At 64.8% G+C, this 24,451-nt stretch carries 21 protein-coding genes; 14 read left to right on the forward strand and 7 right to left on the reverse strand.

What is annotated here, in order from left to right:
* Positions 1-326: 326 nt before the first annotated feature.
* From NKG59_RS19720 to NKG59_RS19730, 3 genes are all read left to right on the forward strand, one after another.
* Positions 327-1,508 carry a glycosyltransferase gene (locus tag NKG59_RS19720; RefSeq protein WP_253540171.1) on the forward strand — a complete coding sequence of 394 codons (1,182 nt, stop codon included), beginning with the start codon at positions 327-329 and terminating at the stop codon, positions 1,506-1,508.
* Positions 1,509-1,753: 245 nt separating this feature from the next.
* Complete coding sequence (locus tag NKG59_RS19725) at positions 1,754-2,824, forward strand: helix-turn-helix domain-containing protein (RefSeq protein ID WP_253540174.1); 1,071 nt, start codon at positions 1,754-1,756, stop codon at positions 2,822-2,824.
* A 181-nt stretch (positions 2,825-3,005) separates the two neighbouring features.
* Positions 3,006-4,067 (forward strand): AraC family transcriptional regulator, encoded by a 1,062-nt coding sequence (locus tag NKG59_RS19730; RefSeq protein ID WP_253540177.1) that lies wholly within the window; start codon positions 3,006-3,008, stop codon positions 4,065-4,067.
* A gap of 9 nt (positions 4,068-4,076) precedes the next feature.
* Here the strand turns inward: NKG59_RS19730 and NKG59_RS19735 are convergent, their stop codons facing one another.
* The 5 genes from NKG59_RS19735 to NKG59_RS19755 form a co-directional block, all read right to left on the reverse strand.
* Complete coding sequence (locus NKG59_RS19735; RefSeq protein WP_253540181.1) at positions 4,077-5,366, reverse strand: MFS transporter; 1,290 nt, start codon at positions 5,364-5,366, stop codon at positions 4,077-4,079.
* An 827-nt stretch (positions 5,367-6,193) separates the two neighbouring features.
* The gene (locus NKG59_RS19740; RefSeq protein WP_045205836.1) at positions 6,194-6,790 is read right to left on the reverse strand and encodes a nucleotidyltransferase family protein; all 597 of its coding nucleotides are present in this window, start codon (positions 6,788-6,790) and stop codon (positions 6,194-6,196) included.
* The gene (locus NKG59_RS19745) at positions 6,790-7,224 is read right to left on the reverse strand and encodes an organic hydroperoxide resistance protein (RefSeq protein WP_009240025.1); all 435 of its coding nucleotides are present in this window, start codon (positions 7,222-7,224) and stop codon (positions 6,790-6,792) included. The genes NKG59_RS19740 and NKG59_RS19745 overlap by 1 nt, the downstream gene beginning before the upstream one ends.
* A 143-nt stretch (positions 7,225-7,367) precedes the next feature.
* Positions 7,368-9,611 (reverse strand): xanthine dehydrogenase family protein molybdopterin-binding subunit, encoded by a 2,244-nt coding sequence (locus NKG59_RS19750; RefSeq protein WP_253540184.1) that lies wholly within the window; start codon positions 9,609-9,611, stop codon positions 7,368-7,370.
* A 20-nt stretch (positions 9,612-9,631) separates the two neighbouring features.
* Positions 9,632-10,090 carry a (2Fe-2S)-binding protein gene (locus NKG59_RS19755; protein ID WP_045205834.1) on the reverse strand — a complete coding sequence of 153 codons (459 nt, stop codon included), beginning with the start codon at positions 10,088-10,090 and terminating at the stop codon, positions 9,632-9,634.
* Positions 10,091-10,718: 628 nt separating this feature from the next.
* Between NKG59_RS19755 and leuA the strand changes: the two genes are divergently transcribed.
* From leuA to NKG59_RS19775, 4 genes are all read left to right on the forward strand, one after another.
* Positions 10,719-12,431 (forward strand): 2-isopropylmalate synthase, encoded by a 1,713-nt coding sequence (leuA, locus tag NKG59_RS19760; protein ID WP_253540186.1) that lies wholly within the window; start codon positions 10,719-10,721, stop codon positions 12,429-12,431.
* Positions 12,432-12,558: 127 nt separating this feature from the next.
* On the forward strand, positions 12,559-12,945 hold the full coding sequence (locus tag NKG59_RS19765) for a four-helix bundle copper-binding protein (RefSeq protein ID WP_045205832.1): 387 nt from the start codon (positions 12,559-12,561) through the stop codon (positions 12,943-12,945).
* A 17-nt stretch (positions 12,946-12,962) separates the two neighbouring features.
* Positions 12,963-13,439, forward strand: a complete 477-nt coding sequence (gene cadR / locus NKG59_RS19770; RefSeq protein WP_045205831.1) for a Cd(II)/Pb(II)-responsive transcriptional regulator — start codon at positions 12,963-12,965, stop codon at positions 13,437-13,439.
* A gap of 88 nt (positions 13,440-13,527) precedes the next feature.
* Positions 13,528-15,159, forward strand: coding sequence for a mucoidy inhibitor MuiA family protein (locus tag NKG59_RS19775; protein ID WP_253540190.1), 1,632 nt, complete (start codon positions 13,528-13,530; stop codon positions 15,157-15,159).
* 27 nt (positions 15,160-15,186) lie between these two features.
* Here the strand turns inward: NKG59_RS19775 and NKG59_RS19780 are convergent, their stop codons facing one another.
* Positions 15,187-17,553 (reverse strand): heavy metal translocating P-type ATPase, encoded by a 2,367-nt coding sequence (locus NKG59_RS19780; protein WP_253540191.1) that lies wholly within the window; start codon positions 17,551-17,553, stop codon positions 15,187-15,189.
* Between the two features lie 56 nt (positions 17,554-17,609).
* Positions 17,610-18,158 carry an RBBP9/YdeN family alpha/beta hydrolase gene (locus NKG59_RS19785; protein WP_253540193.1) on the reverse strand — a complete coding sequence of 183 codons (549 nt, stop codon included), beginning with the start codon at positions 18,156-18,158 and terminating at the stop codon, positions 17,610-17,612.
* A 211-nt stretch (positions 18,159-18,369) separates the two neighbouring features.
* Between NKG59_RS19785 and NKG59_RS19790 the strand changes: the two genes are divergently transcribed.
* The 7 genes from NKG59_RS19790 (at position 18,370) to NKG59_RS19820 (ending at position 24,449) form a co-directional block, all read left to right on the forward strand.
* Positions 18,370-19,668, forward strand: a complete 1,299-nt coding sequence (locus tag NKG59_RS19790; RefSeq protein ID WP_253540195.1) for a CitMHS family transporter — start codon at positions 18,370-18,372, stop codon at positions 19,666-19,668.
* A 4-nt stretch (positions 19,669-19,672) separates the two neighbouring features.
* Positions 19,673-21,028 (forward strand): acyclic terpene utilization AtuA family protein, encoded by a 1,356-nt coding sequence (locus NKG59_RS19795; protein ID WP_253540197.1) that lies wholly within the window; start codon positions 19,673-19,675, stop codon positions 21,026-21,028.
* 1 nt (position 21,029) lies between these two features.
* On the forward strand, positions 21,030-21,350 hold the full coding sequence (locus NKG59_RS19800) for an AtuA-related protein (protein ID WP_253540200.1): 321 nt from the start codon (positions 21,030-21,032) through the stop codon (positions 21,348-21,350).
* Between the two features lie 26 nt (positions 21,351-21,376).
* Positions 21,377-22,276, forward strand: a complete 900-nt coding sequence (locus NKG59_RS19805) for a LysR family transcriptional regulator (RefSeq protein WP_024977532.1) — start codon at positions 21,377-21,379, stop codon at positions 22,274-22,276.
* Positions 22,277-22,366: 90 nt separating this feature from the next.
* The gene (locus NKG59_RS19810) at positions 22,367-22,834 is read left to right on the forward strand and encodes a universal stress protein (protein WP_253540203.1); all 468 of its coding nucleotides are present in this window, start codon (positions 22,367-22,369) and stop codon (positions 22,832-22,834) included.
* A gap of 115 nt (positions 22,835-22,949) precedes the next feature.
* Entirely contained in the window at positions 22,950-23,393 is a 444-nt protein-coding gene (locus NKG59_RS19815) for a nuclear transport factor 2 family protein (RefSeq protein ID WP_253540207.1), read from the forward strand.
* Positions 23,394-23,444: 51 nt separating this feature from the next.
* A complete protein-coding gene (locus tag NKG59_RS19820; RefSeq protein ID WP_253540209.1) occupies positions 23,445-24,449 on the forward strand; it encodes an NAD(P)H-dependent flavin oxidoreductase in 1,005 nt (334 codons plus the stop codon).
* Positions 24,450-24,451: the final 2 nt, after the last annotated feature.

The following is a 24,451-nucleotide window of genomic DNA, read 5'->3' on the forward strand; positions in this document are numbered from 1 at the left end:
TTCTGCGCGCCTCTGCAAGCCACGTTCTTGGATCAGGCAAACCTGCCGGCTGGCTCTGTTCTGACGCGGCACCGGATGCCGCACGCGAGCGTTTGACCGACAGCCCTGAGCCGCTACCGACTCCCCCCGGACTGCTGACACATGTGTGTCGGACCCGATAGTGACGATTTTTTTTGGGCCAGTCTTGACCGTGCGTCTCAGTTTTTGAAAAGCTCCGCGCGGCGTGGAAATGTCGATAAGATCCGTGCGCCATCGCCCGGAACCTTTTGCATGCACCCACGCACCCCCGCGACGCCAACGCGCACCACCACGCACCAGGACCGTGCATGAGCCGGATCATTTTTGCGTGGGAGTTGGGTGAGAACCACGGGCATCTGTGGCGCCTGCTGCCGATTGCCCTGGCGCTGCAAGCGCGTGGCCACGACGTGGTGTTCGGGCTGAAATCGATGGCCTCGGCCCAGCGCTATCTGGCGCCTCACGGCATTCGCTGGTTTGCCTGCCCAACGCCGACGAACGTCACAACGCTGGGCCGCGAGATTGCGACCTACGCCGACATTCTCGCCACCTATGGCGCCACGCAGCCCGACCTGCTGGGGGGCATGGTGCACGCCTGGCAGCACCTGTATGCCACGCTCCAACCCGATCTGGTCGTGATCGACCACGCGCCGCTTGCGCTCTTGGCCGCCAAGCGCGCAGGCATCGGCACTGTCCAGGTCGGCACCGGCTTTACCATCCCGCCAACGCTCTCTCCGGCACCGTGTTTCCGCCCCTGGGAAGCGAGCAACGCTGAAGCGCACGCGCAAACGCAGGCCGCCGTGGAGCGCAACATCCAAGCGTTGTTCGATTCGCCACAACCGCTCACGACGTTACTCACCGCTGACCACACCCGGCTGTTGACGCTACCGGAGCTGGACCACTACGCCCCGTTGCGGCCGCCTGGCACCACCTTTCTCGGCCCGATACCCGAGCCGGACACGGGCGAACGCGTGCAATGGCAGCAACCCGACAAGCCGCACGTCTTCGTGTATCTGCAAGTGCAACCCTGGCTCGATACCGTGCTGACAGCGCTGGAAGCCTCCGGCGCCGAAGTGATTGCGGTCATCCCAGACCTCAGCAGGGAGACTGCAAACCGCCACCGCGGCCTGCGGCTCTATCGGCAGCCCGTACGGCTGCTCACCCTGCTTGCCGGCTGCACGCTGGCCATCACCCACGCGGGCCACGGCACGGCATTGAACTGCTTGTTGGCCGGTGTGCCGATGCTGCTGCTCCCGCAGCATATCGAGCAACTGATGGTCACCGAGCGCGTGGCCGCCATGGGCGCCGGCCTTGGCATCCTGCCGGCGTATGTGGAGACCGGATTCCGCGCTGTGCTCCACGATCTGTTGAGCAACCCCAAATACCGTGACGCGGCACGCACCATTGCGGCGCGCCACCACAGCGTGCCGCGCGATCGCGCCTTGGAAGAGGTGACAGGATTGATGGAAGATGCGCTGACGCAGCGCCCTTAGGTGCTGCCAAGCGCTGCGCAGTGTTGGTACCGTGTCTCACCCTTTGTGGGGGAGCGTTGCGTCGCCCGCGATTTATTCGATACAGTCCCAGCGATAAGAAGCGGTACATAAAAGCCGCACCACAAAATACTCACGGGACGGGGACGCTCTTGCATGAAACATTGCCCGCTCACGGCTGACGTTCGCCTGCCGTGTGACGCGCCGCCATGGTGGGCCGATTTCGAGACTCCGCGATGCGCACTGCATTGAACGACGATGCGCTCCACACTGCGCCGCCACTCAGCCGCCTGTTGTTGCCCGAGCAACCGACGCTCGCGCCCGGCATCGTGCATAGCGATTTCAGCGTTCAAGGCGACGCACGAAAGAGCTTTCTGGCCTGGCAGGAGCGGATGAGCCCGGTCTACGACATTCGGCCTGCGGGCAAGCAAGCGGAGGATACGTTCGATGCATCACTGTCCCGCTACACGATCGACAACCTGAGCCTCATCGACTTTCTCACCGCGCCAAATCTGGCCGTGCGATCGTTGGGTCGGGTCTCGACCGAGAGCGTTCGCGATGTCACGTTCAGCATCTTTCTTGAAGGGCCGCCGTCGCAGTTTCTGGGCAACAAGCCGCGCACTGAAGCGCAGCCCATTCCGCGCGTGCCCAGCATCCTCGCGCTGGACATGGACCAGCCCTGCACCATCCGAAGCTTTGAGGGCCGGCTCCTTCTTCTCTTTGTGCCGCGCGCGCTGGTGGAACGGTTCTTTCCTGATGCCGCGTCGCTGCATGGCCGCTGCATTCATGCTGCCACCCCGCTGACGCGCCTGCTGATCGAGCATGTCATCGCGCTCAGGCGGCAAATCGTTGGGCTGAGTAAGGAAGAAGCGCATCAGTCTTTTCTCACGGCGGTGGAGCTGGTCCTTGCGGCCTTCGCCCAGCAGGCGGGCTTTGCCGGCAACGCCCGCGCGGCGGTACGCGCTGCCGTCTATGGCAAGGTGCGGCGGCATGTGGAAATGCATCTGCGTGATCCGAATCTGTCGCCTGAAAGCGTGTTGGCATCGCTGCATTTCTCACGCGCCAGCGTCTATCGACTCTTCGAGCATGAAGGCGGCCTGGCCGCGTATATCCGCAATCGCAGGCTGCGGATGGCGGCCGACGAGTTGGTGCGCCTGCCGCACCGGGGCATACAGGACGTTGCCTCGGGATTGGGGTTCAACGATGCGTCGAGCTTTACACGTGCATTCCGTCGCGCATTCGACATCGCGCCGCGCGAATTGCACGAATACGCACCGTTGCTCCGGCGCGATCACACACAACAAACGCGCTTCATATAGAAGCATCGTCAGTGCCATAAAACGCCTGCAAGGTCACTTTGCGCCCAAGGTGTTGGTCCTGAACCTCACCCTTTGGTGGGGGGCGCCGCGCTGCGCGCGGTTTCTTCGATACAGTCCCAACCATAAAAAGCCGTACATAAAAGCTGCACCACAAAATTCTCACGGGGCGGAACTCTCTTGCATGGAACAGTGCACGCTCACGCCTGACGTTCGCCCGCCGGGTGAATCCTCCATCGTTCACAGCCACTTCGACGTGCGGACGCAAACGCATCAGCAGCCGCTGCTGGCGTGGCGAGAGCGGGTCGGCCACGTCATCGACGTCCTCCCGTCGCGCGCCGATCTTGAGAGGCCGTTTCACGCTGCCATCGATCGCTACAAGGTCGACGATCTGGTGTTCACCGATTGCCGGTCCGATGCGATGGTGCTGGACCGTTCGCTCGCGCGCATCTCGACCGACCCGATCCGCGACTACGCGTTCCACGTGTTTCTGGAAGGTGGTGTCACTGATGTCGCTGTGCGTTCGTCTTCGTCGCGCGGCAGCATGCCGACAGCTGGCAGCATCCTCACACTGCACATGGGCCAGCCTGTGCGCATGCAGCGCAGCGCTTGCCGGGTCGCCACCATCTTTGTGCCGGGCGCACTGGTCGGAGAGATCTTTCCCGACCCCGAAGCCATCCACGGCCGCTTGATCGCGAACACGACGCCGCTCACGCAACTGATCGTCGAGAACGTGACGGCACTCAGTCAGAACATTGCAGACATGAGCGCACACGCGGCGGGCAATGCCATTCGCACGAGCACGCAACTCATGGTCTCTGCATTCGGCAAGCAAGCCCAACTGAGCGGCAATGCGCGCGCGGCGGCGCGGGCTGCCATGTTCGGTCGCGTGCGGCGCTACATTCAAGCCCATCTGCGTCGGGAAGACCTGTCGCCAGAGAGCGTACTGCAGGCGCTGCAACTGCCTCGCCAGACGTTGTATCGCCTGTTTCAGCACGAGGGCGGCCTGGGTGCCTACATCCGCCACCTGCGTCTGCGCGAGGCGGCAAGCGAACTGGTCCGGCACCCCAACCTGACCGTGACAGACATCGCGTTCGGGCTTGGCTTCAAGAGTTCGTCCGATTTCACGCGCGCGTTCCGTCGTGCATACGATATGGCACCCCAAGACTTCCGGGCGCTGTCCGGCAAAACGTCTTACGCGCGGCCGAAGGTTTCGCGCAACGAGCCGATTGCAATCAGCACATAAGCAGCGGTTTCAGGCCGCAGCGCGGCGCTCCTTGAACGCGAGCACGGCAACGAAGCTCACCAGGCACGCGGGCGCCACATACCAGGCAGCGGATACCGGGTCGCCCGTCCACTTGATCAGCCCGGTGATGATGAATTGCGCGGTGCCACCAAACAGCGTGACGCCCAGGGCATGCGAGATCGCAAAGCCGCTGGCACGCACCCGCGCCGGAAACGCCTCAAGAACAAGCAACGCGCCGATGCTGGTGCCAAGCGCCAGCAAGACGCTGATCAGCGCAGAGCCAAGCAGGACGGCCAGCGGGCTCAGTGCATGCGTCATCATCGCGAAGACCGGGTACGCCAGGACCGCCGTCGCGCCCGATGTGATGAGCACGATTGGCTTGCGGCGTGGTAACCGGTCTGCCAGCAGGCCCGACAGCGGCGACACCACCACCAACAGCAACGTTGATAACGTCGACGACATGAACCCGATGATGGGGGGCATGTGCAACACCCGCGTCACGTAGCTCGGCATATACGTAATGACTGCGTAGACCGGTACCGTGCTCCAGATTTTCGTCAATGTGGCCAACGCCAGCGTGCCGCCGTGCTCCCGGCACAGTTCGACAAACGGTATGGCAGTGCCGCGATTGGACGCAGCAGGAACGGGACTATCGACAAGCCGACGACGCAGGTACAGACCAGCGGGCACGATCGACAACCCGATCAGAAAAGGGATGCGCCAACCCCACTGCGTCAGGCTTGCCGGCGACATCGTGCTCGTAAGCAGTGTGCCGAGCAACGCGCCAAGCAACGCGGCCGCAGCCTGACTGGCGTATTGCCAACTGACCAGAATTCCGCTTTGTGATGGTGGCGCAGTTTCCATCGCGAACGTCACGGCCGTCCCCACCTCACCGCCGGCGGCAAAGCCTTGCAGCAACCGCCCGACGATGATGATGAACGGTGCCGCCGCGCCAATCACCGCAAACGGCGGACATACGGCAATCGCGGCCGTCCCGATGGCAGTCAGCCAGATGGTGATCGTCATGGCGGCTCGGCGGCTGACCCGGTCGGCGTAAGCGCCGATCACCATGGCGCCGAGCGGTCGCATGAAGAAGCCGACGCCAAAGGTACCGACTGCCAGCAACAGCGACGTCATCGGATCCGTGGCCGGAAAGAACTGGTCTCCGATCATCACAGCGAAGTAGCTGAACACCGTGAAGTCGAACAGCTCAAGACACGTGACCAGCGACGTCGCAATGACGACCTTGAGCATCTCGCGGTGGGAGTTAGCGTGCGCGGCGCGCAAATCGGGTGTCATGGGTGGAAGGCCCCATCTGTATTGTTGTTCTCGATTCGGCTCGCGCGAGAGGTCTTGCTGGGGTGGCTGTATCCGAAACTAGCCAGTACCTTACACGCCACCACTGCAGGCGCAAAGTATCAATTCTCTGGCGCTGTCGAGGTACCGCTGCTCAACGTCCAAAGCCACTAGACAAGCCGGCATCCGGACCTAATCGAGCGCTTCAAGCGTTTATTCGCCAATCCCCGCAACACCACATACATACGGCCTCAAGACCCGGCGCCCGCAAGATGTCAGCTATGCGGCCGCATGCCGGAGGCGGACGTCTGCCTGGAAATGCCGAACTCGGGCGTTTTTGGCTGGAGCATGGATCGCCAAGGGTCGGGCTCGAACCTCTGCGGGCGACATTCGAGCCTCAAACAGCCGCGTTCGACAGTCTGAGCTCGAAACTTTCGACCTCTGAGAAACGATGGCGACCCTCCGACGGTGGAACGTCAGCCTCCGCCTGGCAACTTCGAATGTTTGACGGCGAAGCACGGGCCTCGGAGAGCCGATGGGTCGGATGTTTTTGGGCCGCATTCGGGCCTCTGAGCCCCGCGCGCCGCAGTCTGGCGGCGGAGCGTCGACCTCACACTGCCGAAATCGAATGTTTGAGATCGACACACGCACCGAAAACCGCGGCGCTCGGCAATCTGCTGCGAATACGCGCGGGGCATAGCGCCGAATGTGCCTCACCAAGGTTCGATCGCCGCAGGCATTGCACTGGCGTGCGCCGTGCGCGCTCGCGCTTTGGAGCATGTCTGGCGGGCGAGTACGGTGGCGCTTCGTTGTAAGGCCGCCCCGTTCGATCACGGGGCCAGATCGGCGGGCGTGTCGACATCGCGCAGGATGCCCGCGTCATCGGCGTCAATGCGGGTGAGCTTGGCGGGATCGATCAGCCGCCGCGCGCCCTCGTCGCCGTCAAGCGATGTCAGCCCTGCGAAGAAGTCGGCGCCGAAGCCGATTGGGTGGCCCCGCTGCCCGGCGTGAAAGGGCGCAACGCAAGCGTGCGAGTCGAGTGCGTTGGCAACTTGAGTGATCGTCTCGGGCGCAATCCACGGCATGTCGGCGAGGGCGATGACCCAGCCGCCGGCTTGCGGGCGCGCGGCCACACCGGCTGCCAGGCTGGCGCCCATGCCACGAGCGGCATCTGCACACCGCAGGACTTCGCAGCCTGCTTCGCCCAATAGCGCGGCCAACTGATCGACCTGCGCGCCATGCGTGGCAGCGGCGGGCACCACGGCCACCACGTCACCCAATGCCTGCTTGAGGTGGCGCGCGGCCTGGACCGCCACGGGGGTGCCGTCGGGCAGCGGGGCAAGCAGCTTGTTGGCCACGCCCGCCGCATCAAACCGGCTGCCGCGGCCTGCGGCCAGCAACACACCAACAACAGGCCGCTGCGGCATCAGACCACCTCGGTCTTGAGCGTGACTTCCACGTTGTTACGCGTGGCGTTCGAATACGGGCACACTTGGTGCGCCTGGGCCACCAGTTTCTCGGCATCGGCTTGCGACAGACCGCTGATCCGTGCGGTCAGGCCCACCTTCAGACCGAAACCGCCTTCCTCGCGCGTACCGATACCCACATCACAGTGGATCTCGATGTTGCTCGGATTGAGCTTGAGCATGCTCTTCGCAACGAAGTCGCACGCCGAGCCAAAGCAGGCGGCATAGCCGGCGGCAAACAGGTCTTCAGGTGTGGTGGTGTTGGGCTTGCCGGGGCCGCCCATGGCCTTGGGCACCGACAAGTCGTGCGAGACCTGGCCGTCTTCGGTCTGCGTGTGGCCGTTGCGGCCGCCTGTGGCCTTGGCGTGGGCGGTGTACAGGATATTCAATGCCATGACATGCTCCTCCGGTGGGTGAACAACGCAATCGCGGACGCAAGAATCAGTCCGCAAGACTGGGAGATACGAGGCTGCAAGAACAAGAAAGCCGGCACACATGACTGCATGCCGGCTTCCATCACATCACGCTACGATGACACTCACACCGTATCGAACGGCAGCTTGCGCTGACGCTTGCCGGTGAGGGTGAACAACGCGTTGGCTACCGCCGGTGCAATCGGTGGCGTGCCGGGCTCGCCCAGGCCGGTCGGGTTGTCTTCCGACGGCACGAAGAACACGTTCACCGGCGGCGCGTCTGGCATGCGCACGGGCGGGAAATCGGTGAAGTTGCTGTTCTTGGTGGCACCGTTTTCGATGTCGATGGCAAAGCCCGGTTGAATCATCGCCAGACCGAACACGCACGCACCCTGGATCTGCGCTTCCGCGCCCATCGGGTTGACAACACGGTTGGCATGCACGCCGGCCGTGACGCGATGCACACGCGGCTTGCCCTGGTCGACCGACACCTCAACCACATACGCCACCACCGATTCGAACGACGCATGCACCGCCACGCCCCAGGCCTGGCCCCTGGGCAGCTTGCGCTTGCCGTAGCCGGACTTGTCGACGGCGAGTTGCAACGCCGCACGATGGCGTTCGTGTTCTTTGCCGGTAAAGCGCGCCAGGCGGAAGGCCACGGGGTCTTGCTTGGCGGCATGCGCCACCTCGTCGACCATCGTTTCCATCACGTAGGCCGTATGCGTGTGGCCCACGGAACGCCACCACAGCACCGGCACGTTCACGTCCGGATGGTGCACCGTCAGCTGCATCGGGAAGCCGTAGTCGTTTTCGACCACGCCCTCGACCATGGTTTCATCCACACCGTTCTTGACCATGAAGGCCTCGAACGGCGTGCCCTTGAGGATCGACTGACCGACGATCACGTGGTCCCAGCCGACGACCTTGCCGCTGTTGTCCACGCCCACGTTGACACGGTGTAGATGCATCGGGCGGTAGTAGCCACCGCGGATGTCGTCTTCGCGGCTCCAGATCACCTTGACGGGGCCGTTGTGCCCGGCCGCCGCATAGGCCTTCGCCACGTTGGCCGCTTCCACTACGTAGTCCGACGTGGTGATTGCGCGCCGGCCAAAACCGCCGCCCGCCATCATCGTGTTCAGCTCGATCTTCTCGGGCGATACGCCGAGCACCTTGGCGATCGCGCCCTGGTCGATGGTCTGGAACTGCGAGCCGACCCACACCTTTGCGCCCGTGGTCTTGCCGCCGTCTTTCTGCAGATCGATCGTGCAGTTCAGCGGCTCCATTGGAGCGTGCGCAAGATACGGGAATTCGTAATCGGCCTGGATGCGCGTCGCGGCAGATTGGATGGCGCTCATGTCCGCGGCTTTGGCCACGGTGCCGGGCTGACCTGCGAGCTTCTTGTACTCCGCCATCAACGCGGGCGTCGACACCGTCGAGCCGGCATCTTCCCACGTGGCTTGCAGCGCGTCACGGCCCTGCTTGGCGGGCCAGTACCCGTCTGCAATGACGGCCACGCCTGTGCCGCCACGATCGGTCGGGATCTGCAGCACATCGACCACGCCCTTCACCGACTTGGCCGCAGCCACGTCGTACTTCGCCACCTTGCCGCCAAAGCGCGGCGGGCGGGCCAGCACGGCCACCTTCATGTTGGGCAGGCGCGTATCGAGGCCAAACTTGAGCGAGCTGTCGAGCTTCGCGCGTGCATCCAGACGTGGCGTCGGCTTGCCGACAATGCGGAACTGCGACGGGTTCTTCAGCGTGACCTGCGCGGGCACGGGCAGCGCCATCGCCGCCTGGGCCAGTTCGCCATACGTGGCGCGGTGGCTGCCCGACGTGACCACGCCATTGGCCGTGCGGCATGTCGACGGATCGACCTTCCAGCGTTCAGCCGCCGCCGAGATCAACATCGCCCGGGCACGCGCGCCCAGCTCGCGGTATTGCTGGAACGAGTGGTTCAGCGCAGTCGAGCCACCCGTCATCTGAATACCGAAGCCCGGGTCCTTGTACGGATCGCCCGCCGGCGCCAACATGCCGCGCACGTTGCGCCAATCCACGTCGAGTTCTTCAGCCAGCGCCATCGGCAATGCCGTATGCACGCCCTGACCGAACTCAAGCCGGTTAACCGCCACGGTGACCGTGTTATCCGGCGAAATGATGATGAACGCCTGCGGCGGCGAAGGCGGCTTGGCCTTGGCGTCCTGCGCGCCGGCCAGCATCGGCGCCACACCCAGCGCCAGGCCGCTGCCGGCCAGCGTCGTGAGTTTCAGAAAGCTGCGGCGATCAAACGTTGCCGACCCGGCATCCGCAGACGCCGGTTGATGTTGCGCGCCGCCACCGGCCAGCGCTTCAAGATTTCGAATACGCATCGTGAATTCTCCGGTGGGGCTCAGGCCAGCGATTTCGCTGCATCGTGAATGGCCGCGCGAATGCGTTGGTACGTCGCGCAGCGGCACAGGTTGCCGGCCATTGCGCTGTCGATATCGGCGTCGGTCGGCTTCTTCTTGGTGCGCAGCAAACCCACCGCGCTCATCATCTGGCCGCTCTGGCAGTAGCCGCATTGCGCCACGTCGTGCTTGACCCAGGCTTCGAGCACGGCCTTGCCGACCTTGTCATCGGCGATGTGTTCAGACGTGGTGATCTGCTGGCCGGCCACCGCAGAGATCGGCAGCACGCAACTGCGCGTGGGCTGGCCGTTCAGATGCACCGTGCAGGCGCCGCACGAAGCGACACCGCAACCGAATTTCGTGCCAGTCAGACCGAGGTTGTCGCGCAGCGCCCAGAGCAGCGGCGTCGACGGGTCAGCATCAACTTCCACTGGTTTGCCGTTGATGTTCAACGTGACCATTGGGGGATTCTCCTTGTGGGGCGTGAGGGAGTCTTGCCGTTATAGACCCTTTGATATAGCGGGCTGGCGGCATGGACGGGGTGTATTAAAGCAGGTTCGGATGGGTTCTGCTGGCGCCCACGTCACATGGCTTCTGGCGGGCAGCACACGTTTTCGTCGGCTCTGGATCCGGCGTTTCATCTGCCCCAAAAAACCGTCCGGAATCCGCCCCCGTCAACTTGACAACACCCCGCCTTCCCCATCACTATCGGCAAATGCACTTCCAGCAGACCACCCTCCCAACCGCTCCTGCCCGCACCCTCTCGTGCGTGCGCGGTCTGCTATCCGCTTCTCTACTACGCGTGTAAGCGCGTAGATCTCTCTTTCCCCCTCGTTCCGGTATTTGACCGGTCCGTGCCCTAACCGGCGACGGGCCTTGTGTGTGGCGCAGCCTGTGCGCCGAATCGTTGGAGCCTCTCATGCCTGCCTCGATCCCGCTTTCGCTACGACTACCGATCGGTTGCCAGACCACGCGCCCGTGGCTGTCTGGCCGCCACATCCCAAACCCGATTCCGGCCACCCCGGACGCTGCCCGCGCGGCCGTCCCCGTTGTAAGAAACCGATCTCGATCTCACAGGACGCACACACCATGTTGAAGAACCCCGGCACCAAATACCGCCCCTTCCCCGCCATCGCCCTCGCCGATCGCACCTGGCCCAACAAGACCATCACCCGTGCACCCATCTGGATGAGCACGGATTTGCGCGATGGCAACCAGGCCCTGTTCGAGCCCATGAACGCCGAGCGCAAGATGCGCATGTTCAAGATGCTCGTGCAGATCGGCTTCAAGGAAATCGAAGCCGCTTTCCCCGCCGCCTCCCAAACCGATTTTGATTTTGTGCGCGAGCTGATCGAGGGTGGACACATCCCCGACGGCGTGGCCATCGAAGTGCTCACGCAGGCGCGCGAAGACCTCATCCGCCGCACGATGGAATCGCTGCGGGGCGCCAAGCGCGCCATCATCCACGTCTACAACGCAACTGCGCCGGTGTTTCGCCGCACGGTGTTCAACACCGACCGCGAGGGCGTCAAGCGCATTGCCATGCAAAGCGCCAAGCTGATCCGCGAGATTGCGGAAACGATGCCCGAGACGCAGTGGACGTACCAATACAGCCCCGAAGTCTTCAGCGGCACCGAACTGGATTTCGCCCTGGAGGTTTGCAACGCGGTGACTGAAGTCTGGGAGCCGACGCCCGAGCACAAGATCATCTTCAACCTGCCGGCCACGGTGGAGATGGCCACGCCAAACATCTACGCCGACCAGATCGAATGGATGCACCGCAACCTGGCGCGTCGCGATTCGATCATCCTGTCCGTGCATCCGCACAACGACCGCGGCACGGCCGTGGCCGCGGCTGAACTGGCCGTGATGGCCGGTGCGGACCGCGTGGAAGGTTGCCTGTTCGGCAATGGCGAGCGCACCGGCAACGTGGATCTCGTCACGCTTGCGTTGAACCTGTATTCGCAGGGCGTGGATCCGGAGCTGGATTTCTCGCACATCAATGACGTGGCACGGACCTGCGAAGACTGCACGCAACTGCCGGTGCATCCGCGTCACCCGTACGTGGGCGACCTGGTGTTCACGGCGTTCTCCGGCTCGCACCAAGACGCAATCAAGAAAGGCTTTGCGGTGCAGAAGCCCGATGCGTTGTGGGAAATGCCCTACCTGCCGATTGACCCGGCCGACGTGGGCCGCACGTATGACTCGATCATTCGCGTGAACAGCCAGTCGGGCAAAGGCGGCATCGCCTATCTGCTGGAATCCGGCTATGGCGTTGCCATGCCGCGCCGACTGCAGGTGGAATTCAGCAGCACCGTGCAACAACTGACCGATGAAAGCGGCCGCGAAGCCACGGGCGCCGACATCTGGGCACTGTTCCAGCAGACCTATCTGCGCGGCGACGGCGCGATCGGCTACGTATCGCACCGCCTGACCGAGCGCGACGACGGCAGCCAGCATATCCGCCTGGTGGTCAACATCGCCGACCGCGAGCACATCTGCGAAGGCACCGGCAACGGGCCGCTGGATGCGCTGGTCCATGCGCTGTCGCACGTGCTGACGGCACCCCTGTCAATCCATCACTACGAGGAACGTGCGCTGGGCCAAGGCGCCAATGCCGATGCCATCGCGTTTGCAGAAATGGCCGCGTCGGGCGTGGCGGGCAGCGTATTCGGCGTGGGCGTGGATGCCAACCTGACAACGGCATCGATTCGCGCCGTGGTGGGGGGCGTGAATCGCCTGATCGCACGCGCCGGTAACGGCATGCTGCGCAGCGGCAAAAGCGAGGCGCAAGCGGTGTAACGCACAAGTCGGGCTCACGCTGTGGAGCGCGAGTTGCTAAATTGGAGAGATGAGTCTCGGGCCCTGCCCGGGCTCATCCCTTCCCAAGCGCGCCAGCGTGCACATCCACTGCCACAGGAGAACCGACATGACCACTCGTCCGACCGCGAAAGAGAATGCCAAGCGATTTGCCAGTGTGATCCAGGCGCTGCAGGCATGCGAGGCCGCTTGCACTCATTGCGCGACGGAATGCAGCAAGAATGGCCACGCCGAAGCCATGGCCCGCTGCATCAGCGTGTGCACGGATTGCGCGGAATACTGCGCCCTCACGCGCAAATTCCTGGAGCGCAACAGTGAATTCGCAGAACTGCTTCTGGAAGACTGCGCCGAGATCTGCTCCCAATGCGCCGAAGAATGCGATCATCACGGCCAAGGCCATTGCAGCGCCTGCGCAACGGCCTGCCGCGCCTGCATGGACGCCTGCCTGAAAGTCGCCGGCGTTGAAGCGGTCACCGCGGAGCCGACTGTTTTCTGATTCTTTTTTCAACGCGTATGAAAATTGGCGAACTCGCCCAGCGCACGGGCATCAGCATCGAGACCATCCGCTTCTACGAAGCGCAGGGCCTGTTGCCCCCGCCGGCGCGCGCCGCCAACAACTACCGCGTCTACACGCCCGAGCATGTCGAGCTGCTAGCCTTCATTGCGAAGTGCCGGTCGCTCGACATGGCGCACACAGAAATCCGCCGCCTGCTCGAATTGCAGGCCAACCCGCAGGCGTCGTGCGAAGAGATCAACAACCTGCTGGACGAACACCTGCGTCACGTTGAAGCGCGCATCGCCGAGCTGACCGATCTCAAGGGCCAGATCGAGGCGATCGGTCAACGCTGCACGACGGCCGCTTCGGTGGCTGAGTGCGGCGTGCTGCAATCGCTGCACGAAGAGCCCGTCGCCGCCAATCATCACGGCCACAGCCATGAACATGGCGAGGGCGAACACGCGCACCGGCATATTCGCGGCGTGCATCGCTGAGCGGTCTTTTCCCATGCCGGGCGCGTCACTTTGACGTGCGCTTTGACGTGCGATACTCGCCGCATTTCATGACACGTGGGTGAGGCGGATGAAGACGAAACCGGCTGCGGCAGCACGATTCCAGCATCGACAACGCGTGGCATGCACGGCGCTTGGCGCGATCGCGTCTGCCGCGGCTGTCACAGCGCAGGCAGCGACGCCTTCGCGCATCACCGATGTCACGTTGTATCCGGATAGCGCCACCGTCGTGCGCACGGCCACGGTGGCTGCAGGCGCCCGCAGCGTAGAACTGACCTGCCTGCCGATGACGTTCGACGCAGACAGCCTGCGTGTGGAAAGCGACAGCAGCATCCGCGTGGGCGATGTGCGCGTGGAGAGCATTCCTAGCGAAGGCAGCGGTTGCGCCAGAACGGCGCTGGACGCACAAATCCGCACGCTGGAAGACCAACGCGCCGCGCTTGGCGTGCAGATCCAGGCGAATGCGCTGTCAGCCAGCTACCTGAAGGCCGTGAGCGAACGCACGGGCGGCGATGGCCGCGCACCGGCCACCGATTTTTCCACGCTGGGCCGCGCGACCGACGCGCTGGCACGCAACGCGCAAGACGTCTTTACCCGCCAGGAACAATTGAAGAAGCGCGACGCTGAATTGAAGGCGCAGCTCGACGCGCTGCAACGCACGCACGGCTCGGCATCCAGCACGCTGCGCACGGTGCGCGTTGCGGTGGCGGCACCGCGCGGCGGTGAGTTGCGCATCAGCTATCAGACCTCGCGTGCGGGATGGCGGCCGGCCTATCAGGCGAGTGTGGATTCAGTGCGCTCGAATGTCGTTGTCGAGCGGCAAGCCACGCTTGCGCAATCCACCGGCGAAGACTGGCGCGGCGTGCATCTGCGCCTGTCAACGGGCCAGCCCCGCAACACGCCGCGCGGGCCGGAACCGTACGCGTGGCAGTTGGATATTCAGCCGCCGCCGCGGGCGATGCCCTACCCCGCCGCACCTGCAGCGGCGATGGCGCCAGCACCCAAGGCCAGATTCGGCCGGAACAATGAGCAACGTGAGGCGGACGGCGAGCCGCTATTCGAAGTGAACGCCGTCCAGACAGCCTTTGCCACCGAGTTCGATGTGCCAGGCGCTGCCGAACTTCCATCCGACGCGCAGAAGATTACCCTCACGCTGGCCAGCGAAACCCTGCCCGCCAAGCTGGCGGCACGCAGCACCCCGCGCATGGATACCACGGCGTACCTCGTTGCAACGGTGGACCGCCCGGAAGGCATCTGGCCCGCTGGCAACATGCAACTGCGCCGCGATGGCGCGGTCGTTGGCAGCACACAGTGGAATCCGGCGGGCGAAGACCAGAAGGTCACGCTGCCCTTCGGCCGCGACGATCTCGTAAACGTGGTGGTGGAAACGCCGAAGACCTTCCAGCGCAGTGTGGGCCTGCTCGACAACCGCAACGAGCGCCAGTTGGCCGCGCTCTACACGGTGCGCAACCGCCACCGTGACGCGATCGACGTGCAGATCCTGGAAGCCACGCCGGTCAGCCAATCCGACGACATCAAGGTGCGCTCCACCTTCTCGCCAGAACCCGCCAAGCGCAACTGGGAACGCCGCCCCGGCGTGATCGCATGGGAGCAGACGATCCCGGCCGGAGAAAGCGCGCGCTTTTCGGCCGATTACCTGATCACCTACCCGAAAGACGCGCGCATCACCGGCTTGCGCTGATCGCGTTGCCCCGCGCGCGCCGGCAACTCAGGCGCGCGTGCGCATCACGCGCAGGCCGTTGAACACCACCAGCAGGCTCGCGCCCACGTCGGCGAAGATCGCCATCCACAACGTGGCGTCGCCCATCACAGCCAGCGCCAGAAACACCGCCTTGATGCCCAGCGCCAGCACAATGTTCTGACGCAGCACGGCCACCGTGCGACGGCTGATGCGGATGAAGCTGGCGAGCTTGCGCGGGTCGTCGTCCATGATGGCCACGTCGGCCGCTTCCAGCGCGGTGGCGGTACCGGCGGCGCCCATGGCGAAACCGATATCGGCACGCGCAAGTGCCGGAGCATCGTTGATGCCGTCGCCCACCATGCCGACGAAGCCGTGCTGTGCGGCAAGCTCGCCCACCACGCGTTGCTTGTCGGCGGGAAGCTGCTCTGCGTGCACCTTGTCGATGCCGACCGTCTTGGCGATGGCCTGTGCGGCGCGGCGGTCATCGCCGGTGAGCATGACAGGCGTCACGTCCAGTCCGCGCAAAGCGGCGATGGCCTCGGCGCTTTCGGCACGCTCGCGATCACGCACGCCGAACAGTGCCACGACACCGTTCGCATCGCACAGCGTAACGGCGGACATGCCCACCGCTTGCAACGACTCAGCGGCGGCACGCCAGGCCGATGTGTCGAAGCCACGCTCTGCGACGAGCGCCGCGTTGCCAAGATGCCATCGCACACCGTTGAGCGTGCCCGCCACGCCACGGCCCGGCAGCACCGACAGGTCTTCCACGGAATTCGCATCGACTGCACCGTGCGCCGCAGCGGCCTGCACGATGGCCACGGCGATCGGGTGCGTGGTGTTGGCATCCAGCGCTGCGGCCACTGCCAGCGCATGCAATTGCGTGGTGTCGGTTGCGGCGTTCAGCTCTGCGACGGCGCGGCGTGTGCCATCGGGCAGCATCAACGTATCCAGCACCGGACGGCCAGCGGTGAGCGTGCCGGTCTTGTCCAGCGCCAGCGCGCGCAGGCGCCGGCCGCTTTCCAGATACACGCCGCCCTTCACGACGATGCCGCGCCGCGCCGCAGCGGCCAGGCCGCTGACGACCGTAACCGGCGTGGAGATCACCAGCGCGCACGGGCAGGCGATCACCAGCAGCACCAGCGCACGATATGTCCACGCCAGCCAACCGTCGGCCGTGACCAGCGGGCCGATGACGGCCACCGCCAACGCCAGCAACATCATCGCGGGCGTGTAGATGGAAGAGAACTTATCGACAAAGCGCTGTGTAGGCGCGCGCTGCGATTGCGCTTGCTGGATGGCCCCGGCGATACGCGCCAGCGTGCTGTCCGCAGCCACCGCCGTGGCCTGCGCTTCGACCACGCCATCGGTCACGATGGTGCCGGCAAGGATGGTGTCTCCAACGGCTTTTTCCACCGGCAGGCTTTCGCCGGTGACGGGCGATTCGTCCAGCGCGGCGCGGCCGCTCACGATGCGCGCGTCGACCGGCACGCGGCTGCCGGTGCGCACACGCAGGCGCGCGCCGACGGCAACGCTGTCGACAGCCACGTCGCGCCAGCCGCCTGCGCCATCGGCCAACTCTGCGGTGTCTGGAGCGATGGCGGTGAGTGCGCGCACAGCATCGCGGGCACGCACCAGCGCGCGCGCTTCAATGGCTTCTGCCACGGCAAACAGGAAGATCACCATGGCGGCTTCGGCCCACTTGCCGATCAGCAGCGCGCCGATGACGGCCACCGCCATCAGGAAGTTGATGTTGAACGTGAGCGCGCGCACGGCAATCCAGCCCTTGCGCAGCGTGGGCCCACCCGCCAATGCGATGGAGGCAAGCGCCAGCGCCAGCACAGGCCAAGCGTGATCGCCAAGCGACCAAGCGATAGCCTCCGCCCCGAACGCCGTTACGCCGCCGATACCGAGCAGCCACGTGCGGCGCGAGATGCGGGTCGGCTCAGCACCTGCGGCTGCCAGGCGGTCGCGCTGCTCAAGCACCTCCCCGTTCATGCCGATGGCACGCAGCGCCTCCAGGAAGGGCGCCACATCGTCAACGGTGTGATGGATGGTGAGATGCCGCTCCAGCAAGTTGAAATCCAGCGCGACAACGCCCTCCGCGCTGCCCAGCTTCGCGCGGATCATGCGCTCTTCAGTCGGGCAATCCATCTGCTCGATGCGCACGACGGTGCGGCCGGTGGCGGCTGCGCGCGCTTTGGCATCGACGGGAGCAGCGGCTTCGGGCGCGTGGCCGTGATCATGATCGTCGTGATCGTGGCCGTGATCATGCGCATGTTGAGCGGCGTCCCTTACGACCGGTTGTGCATGACCGCAGCAACCGCCACAGCCGGACGCTTCCGGCTTGGCGTGGTCGTGGACAGGCAAGGTGGAGGCGAGATCGGGTTTCATGCCTCCATTCAAAACCCTGAAGAAACTTCAGGGTCAAGCCCCGCCTTCCCGTGATGTCAAATGAGGTCTTTCATCCACTTGGTGACGATGGCGCGGGCTTCCGGCCAATCGCCCAGGCCGGATTCGGCATTGATATGGCCGCGCGCGCCCAGGTCGACGGGCTCCGCACCCCATGCTTCGGCTTGGCAGTGGCTCCAGGCTGCGTCACTGAACGGGTCGTCGGTGCTGAAGACGAGCACAGCGGGAAACGGCAAACGCTGCTGCGGAATGGGCCGGAAGTCAGCCAGCTCTGGCGGCATGTCGGCGCGATCGAGTTGGGGCGGTGCAACCAGCAAGGCCCCGCGCACTCGCACGGCGCGAGCGGAAGTGGCCGCCCAATGTGCCGTCAGCACGCAGCCCAGGCTGTGCGCCACCAGAACGACATCGCCAGGCGCCGCGCTGACTTCAGCTTCCAGCGCGGCCATCCAATCCGCACGCGTGGGGACAAACCAGTCGCGCTGTTCAACACGGCGATCACCATGCAGGCGTTCCCAGCGCGATTGCCAATGCTCAGGGCCGGAGTTCTGCCAGCCGGGCAGGATCAGGACGGTCGGGGTAGCGCTCACGGGGGCTCCGGCGTTGGATGGTTGGATTGGGATGCGAGACATTCTGCCGGGATTTGGCGGGCGGCGTCGGCACCACTCATCGGCGAATCCGCACAATCGATCCAAATATTCTGTTTCACAGGCAGATCCCCAACTTCTACAGTCGCTCCTAAATCCCGCCAACAGGGATTCCGAATCCTAGGGTCCATCGACCCCTCACTCGGAGGAGACCATGCTCGCACTACTCGGGCTGCTGACCATCGTTGCGCTGTTTGTCGTCATCCTGACCAAACGCATGTCGCCGTTGGTCGCGCTCATCGCCATTCCCGTCATCGCCGCGCTTGTTGGCGGCTTCGGACTCAACACCAGCAAGTTCATCATCGGCGGCATCAAAGACGTCGCGCCCGTGGCGGGGATGTTCATCTTCGCCATCCTGTACTTCGGCATCGTGACCGACGCCGGCATGCTGGACCCGATCATCGACCGCATCCTGCGCACCGTGGGCAGCCGCCCGCCGCGCATCGTGGTGGGCTCGGCGCTGCTGGCCCTGCTGATTCACCTGGATGGCTCAGGCGCGGTAGCGTTTCTGATCACCATTCCCGCCATGCTGCCGCTGTACGACCGGCTCGGCATGGACCGCCGCATCCTCGCGTGCGTGACGTCGATGGCGTGCGGCGTGAACTTCCTGCCGTGGACCGGGCCGATGATCCGCGCTTCCGCGTCACTGCATATGCCCGTCACGGACATCTTCAACCCGCTGATCCCGGTGCAGATTGCGGGGCTCATCTTCGTGTTTGCCTGCGCATGGCTGCTGGGCAAGCGTGAAGAAAAACGCCTGGGCCTCGCCAACCACGCTGGTGGCGCGCAAGTCGTCGCACGCCCGCTCTCAGATGCGGAACAAGCGCTGCGCCGCCCACGCAATTTCTGGATCAACCTCCTCCTCACCGTCGTCGTGATGGGCGTGATGGTGAGCGGTAAGGTCGATCCGGTGGTGATGTTCATGCTGGGCGTGGTCGCTGCGCTGCTGATCAACTACCCGAACGTCGATCAGCAACGCCAGCGTGTGGACGCTCACGCCAAGGCTGCCCTGATGATGGCGAGCATTCTGCTGGCGGCGGGCGTATTCACCGGCATCATGAGCAAGTCGGGCATGCTCACGGCAATGGCCAAGACGGCGGTCGATTTCATTCCGCCCGGCATGGCGCACCACATTCCGGTGATGCTGGGCGTGCTGTCGATGCCGCTGTCGCTGCTGTTTGATCCGGATTCGTTCTACTTCGGTGTGCTGCCCGTCGTGGCCGAAGCATCAAAGATGCTGGGCGTCGCGCCCGTGCATGTGGCGCAGGCCGCCGTACTTGGTCAGATGACCACCGGCTTCCCGGTCAGCCCGCTCACACCGGCGACCTTTCTCGTGGTCGGCCTGTGCGGTATCGAGTTGGCAGACCACCAGAAATTCTCGATCCCCTTCCTGTTCGGTGCCTCGCTGTTGATGACCGCAGTGGCCGTGGTGCTGGGCGTGCTTCCGTGGTGATGGCATGAAAACCGAGTTGAAGACACTCCGCATCGGCGGCGGCGCCGGTTATTCGGGCGACCGCATCGAACCCGCGCTGGAACTGGCAGAGCACGGCGACATCGACGTGCTGATGTTCGAATGCCTAGCCGAGCGCACCATCGCGCTCGCGCAGCAGGTGCTCCGCAAAGACCCATCGCACGGCTACGACCCGCTGCTGGAAGCGCGCATGCGCGCCGTGCTGCCGGCATGCGCGGCACGCGGCATTCGCATCGTCACCAACATGGGTGCGGCAAACCCGCAGGCAGCTGCCGAGCGCACGCGCGACATCGCCCGCGAACTGGGCCTCAAGCTGCGCGTGGCGGCTGTGACCGGCGACGACGTGTTCGACCTGCTGCAGGCCCGCGGCCAGGACTTCACGCTGATGGATGACGGCGCGCCAGTCGCATCGCTGCAGGCACGCATGGTGTCGGCCAATGCGTACCTCGGCGCGCAGGGCATTGTCGATGCGCTGGCGCAAGGCGCGGACGTCGTCATCACCGGGCGCGTGGCCGATCCGGCGCTTGCGCTCGGGCCGCTCATTCATGCGTTTGGATGGCGCATGGACGATTGGCATCGCCTGGGCTGCGGCACGCTTGCGGGGCATCTGCTCGAATGCGCGGGGCAAATCACGGGCGGCTACTTTGCCGACCCCGGCATCAAGGACGTACCCGATCTCGCACGTCTGGGCTTCCCCGTTGGCGAAGTCGGTGAAGACGGCTCGGTGCTCATCACCAAGGTCGCCACGGCCGGTGGCCTTGTCACCGAAGCCACGTGCAAGGAGCAGTTGCTGTACGAGATTCACGACCCTGCGCGGTACCTGACACCTGACGTGGTGGCGGACTTCTCCAACGTGCGCATGCACGGCAGCGGCAAAGACCGCGTCGTCATTGAAGGCGCCACCGGCACCCCGCGCACGGGCCAGTTAAAAGTCTCAATCGGCTATCTCGACAGCTATATCGGCGAGGGCCAGATCAGCTATGCCGGCCCAAACGCGGTGGCCCGCGGCAAGCTGGCGCTCGACATCGTGCGCGAGCGATTGGCGCTCACAGGCGTGCAGATGACGGAGACGCGCTTCGAGCTGATCGGCGTGGATGCACTGCACGGCGCTGCCCTTTCTCGCACCGGTGCCGAACCGTATGAAGTGCGCGTGCGCGTGGCCGCGCGCACCGAATCGATGGCCGAAGCCGTGCGCATCGGCAACGAAGTGGAAACCCTGCTGACGTGCGGCCCGTCCGGCGGCGGCGGCGCGACCAAGAGCGCGCGCGAGATCATCGCCGTCGCATCGACGTTGATTCCCGCTGAACTCGCCCCGCACGCCGTGCACATTCTGGAGAGCTGACATGCCCCGCACCCTCCGCGACCTCGCCCACACCCGCGCCGGCGACAAGGGCGACATCTCGTGCATCTCCGTCATCGCGCTTCGTCCGGAATGCGCGGAAGACTTTGCCATGCTTGAGCAGCACGTGACGGCCGAGCGCGTGCGCGCGCATTTCGCTGAACTCGTCCGCGGCGATGTCGAGCGCTACGTGCTACCGCAGCTTGGCGCGCTCAACTTCGTGCTCCACAGCGCCCTGGCCGGCGGCGTGACGCGATCCCTGGCGCTGGATGCGCATGGCAAGTCGCTCGCAAGCGCGCTGCTCACGCTGGAGATTCCAGGCTAAGCTGGCGCACCACGCCCGGCATCGCCATGAACCTCTCCGTCAAGCAGCTCCGCGCCTTTGCCGCGCTGCGCGAACACAAGAACTTCACGCAGGCGGCACAGACGTGCCACTTGTCGCAATCGGCCTTCAGCGCGCTGATCCAGAACCTGGAGGCCGACGCCGGCGTGCGCCTGTTCGACCGCAATACGCGCCATGTTGAACTGACCCCCGAGGGCGAAGCCTTTGCCGAATCGGCGCTGCGCCTGCTGGCCGATTTCGAGGCGACGTTCTCGGAGTTGCGCGATCGCGCCGCGGCACGCACCGGGCGCGTAACGGTGGCCGCGTTGCCATCAATCGCGGCGGGCATTCTGCCAGGCGTGCTGGCCGCGTTCTCTGCGCAGCATCCGGGCATTCAACTGGCGCTGCACGATCAACTGTCGGACCCGTGCATCGACATGGTCCGGCGCGGCGCGGCGGACTTCGCCATCGCGGCCATGGGCGCCGACATGGCGGGTCTGGCCGCCCAACCGTTCTGCACCGACGATTTCCATCTCGTCTGTCACCAGGATCACCCGCTCGCGCGCAAGCAGGCGCTGGCCGTGGGCGACCTCGTCGATACGCCGTTCATCCACCTCGCACGCAACACGAGCATCCGGCAATACCTCGATGCGGCGCTGCACCCGACCAAGCTGCGCAGCGGCATGGAAGTCGAACACCTGGCCACCGCGGCCGCGCTGGTGGCGGCCAACCTGGGCATCACCGTCATTCCTGCGCTGGCGCTGTTCCAGTTCCGGTTGCCGGAGCTGGTAGTGCGGCCGCTGCCGCTGCCTGGGCTCGTGCGCACGCTGTATGTCATCCGGCGCGACGGGCGCAGCCTGTCGGTGGCGGCGCAAGGGCTGCTCGACTTGCTGCTGGCGCACCCCGCGCGCACGACGGCGCCCGTTTGATGCGGCGCAACCCGGCCACATCCGGGTGCAGCATCGCCCACCTGCGCTGCTACAGTGAGGCATTCAAATTCCGATTCTGCGGAGCGCCCCATGCATCAACGCATTCTTGCCGCTTTTGACGGCACCCATGAAGCCCACCTGGCGGTGGAGGAAGCCGCTGCCCTGGCCCGCGCATTCAACGGCCGGGTCCGGGTCGTCTGGGCGATCGGATCGCCGGCCATGCCGGAGTCGCGCGAAATCTACAGCATCGACAAATTGCGCGAAGAGGCACACCGCACGGCCAGCGCATCGCTGGTCGAATTGCAGCGCCTGTTCGACGCTGACGGCACCGCTGCTGAAACCGGTGTGCTGATGCTCGACTCCACCGACGACGACATCGGCCACGCGCTCGAGCACGAGGCCGAGCGTTGGCAGGCCGACACCATCGTGGTGGGCTCGCACGGCAAGCACGGGCTCGCGCGCCTTCTGCTGGGCAGCGTGGCCGAGCGCACGGCACGCCTGTCGCACCGCACCGTCATCGTGGTGCGTGCCCAGCACCCAGATCACGATGCCGGCTGATCCTGTCTGAAGTCGAATAGCCACACTATGCAACTTGTTGCATAGAAAAACACGGCTGTGCTATGTTGCATCCCACGTTGATGCAATCCGTTGCACTTTCTGCTCAGGAGCCAGCATGCCGCAGCCGATTCCCCAGACATTGAACGCCCCCGCGCAAGCCACGCTCGAGGCCTGGCATGCCATGCTCGACAGCGGCAACATGGACGATCTCGACCGGCTGTTTGCCGACGACGTGGTCTTCCGCTCACCCGTGGCGCATACGCCTTACCCGGGCCGCACGGCAACCACGCTGGTGCTGCGCACCGTCAACACCGTCTTTGAAGACTTCAAATACCACCGCAGCTTCGCCACCGACGATGGCGCCAGCGTGGTACTCGAATTCAGCGCCAACGTGAGCGGCAAGGCCCTCAAGGGCATCGACATGGTGCGCTTCAACGCTGCAGGCAAGATCGTCGAGTTTGAAGTCATGGTCCGCCCGGCCACTGGCTTGCAGGCACTCGGCGCGGCCATGGGCGCCAAGCTGGGCGACAAGATCGGCCTGCTCAAGGCTGGCGCCTGAATACCCATCCCCCCAATTCCGAATTCCATACCAAGACCAACGGAGACTGCCATGTCGCTGCCCCCGATCCTGCAAAACCGCCTGTCCGTGCCCGTGGTGGGCTCGCCGCTGTTCATCATTTCCAACCCCGACCTCGTGATCGCGCAGTGCAAGGCGGGCGTGGTTGGCTCGTTCCCGGCGCTCAATGCGCGGCCGGCCGAGCTGCTGGAGACCTGGCTGCAGCGCATCACCACGGAGCTGGCCGAATACGACGCGCAGCATCCCGACAAGCCGTCGGCACCGTTTGCCGTCAACCAGATCGTGCACAAGTCGAACGACCGCCTGGAGCACGACCTGGAGCTGTGCGTGAAGTACAAGGTGCCCATCGTCATCACCTCGCTGGGCGCGCGTGAAGATGTGAACCAGGCGGTGCACAGCTACGGCGGCATCGTGCTGCACGACGTCATCAACAATAAGTTTGCCAAGAAGGCGATCGAGAAAGGCGCGGATGGCCTGATTGCCGTGGCGGCGGGCGCGGGCGGCCATGCGGGCACCACCTCGCCGTTTGCCCTGATCCACGAAATTCGCGAATGGTTTGACGGCCCGCTGCTGCTGTCGGGCGCCATCGCCAACGGCAATGCGATCCTGGCAGCATTGGCAGCTGGTGCGGACCTGGCCTACGTCGGATCGGCGTTCATCGCCACCGAAGAAGCCAACGCGATCGAGGGCTACAAGCAAGCGATTGTGGAAAGCACCGCCAGCGATATCGTCTACACGAACCTGTTCACCGGCGTGCACGGCAACTACCTGCGCAAGAGCATCGAAGGCGCCGGCCTGGACCCAGACGCGCTGCCGGAATCAGACCCGAGCAAGATGAACTTCGGCTCTGGCGGCGGTGCCAAGGCCAAGGCATGGAAGGACATCTGGGGCGCCGGCCAGGGTGTGGGCGCGGTCAAGCGCGTGGTACCGGCAGCAGAACTCGTCAAGCGCTTTGCCGAGGAGTTCGAGGTGGCGCGCCGTCGCCTGAACAACATCGAAGCGCTGCGCGCTCCGGCCGGTAGCAAGGCGACGGTTTGAGT

The sequence above is a fragment of the Ralstonia chuxiongensis genome, from assembly GCF_024158925.1.
GTDB lineage: Bacteria > Pseudomonadota > Gammaproteobacteria > Burkholderiales > Burkholderiaceae > Ralstonia > Ralstonia chuxiongensis.